2 pseudogenes are annotated in these 796 nt (G+C 58.7%); both read right to left on the reverse strand.

Annotated features, from left to right (window positions below):
• Positions 1-323 (reverse strand): annotated as a pseudogene (locus EXE45_RS17095) (hypothetical protein); the annotation flags it as partial.
• Between the two features lie 53 nt (positions 324-376).
• Positions 377-796 (reverse strand): annotated as a pseudogene (locus tag EXE45_RS19870) (hypothetical protein); the annotation flags it as partial.

A 796-nucleotide genomic window follows, 5' to 3' on the forward strand; every position in this document is an offset into this window, starting at 1 on the left:
GAGCCGGTCTCGGCCGTGTGTTCGTACACGTACGTCACGTCGAGTTCCCTAGATAGATTCACGTAGTACACCGGTCGGTCTCGGACGCGTTCCCCCTCATTGAACACGAGGGAGTCGTTCGTGATCACCGCGCTGTGTTCGTACGCCGTCGACTCGCTCCACTGTTCGACGGTGACCTGTTCACGTTCGATTTCCTGCGTCGCGTGGACCTGATAGCTCCACCACCCGCCGACTGCGGCGAGAATGAGGAGCAGAGCAAGGAGGACGCCCGACCACTTCTGTAAGAAGGCGCGGATCCGGAGTGATCGATCGATGTCGCTCACGGCGATATCTCAACGGGCGCTTTCTGCGGTGTCTCTGGTCTATCCACGCTCATTTATTCTACGTACGTTCCGGTTGAGTCCATCGAGACGACCTCGTCGAACAGTGGCTTGAGCGTGTTAATCGACTGCGGATCGCCTTCGAGCGGGTCGGCGTGAAAGTGTGCGACGGCGTCCGTCTTGGTGAACGTACTGAGAAACACGTGGAGGAATCGGAACACGTTCTTCACATCTCGGTAGTTCAGCAGGACGTTCAGCGAGTCATAACAGACGCGTATCTCGCGGTCGTCGGTCGACCACTCCTGTGTGAGTCTCGAGACGACAATCCCGAGCCGGGTAATGTCGTTCGGATTGTTGATCTGCGTGACCTCGACCGTTCCATCAGCTGTGGGGGGGACCGACTGCGCGTACCCGACAGAGATCACGTGGACACGATGCCCCTTCGAGGCGATGCCTTCCAGCCGTTCGCCGTCCAT

This window comes from Halorubrum sp. SP9 (genome assembly GCF_005435015.1).
GTDB lineage: Archaea > Halobacteriota > Halobacteria > Halobacteriales > Haloferacaceae > Halorubrum > Halorubrum sodomense.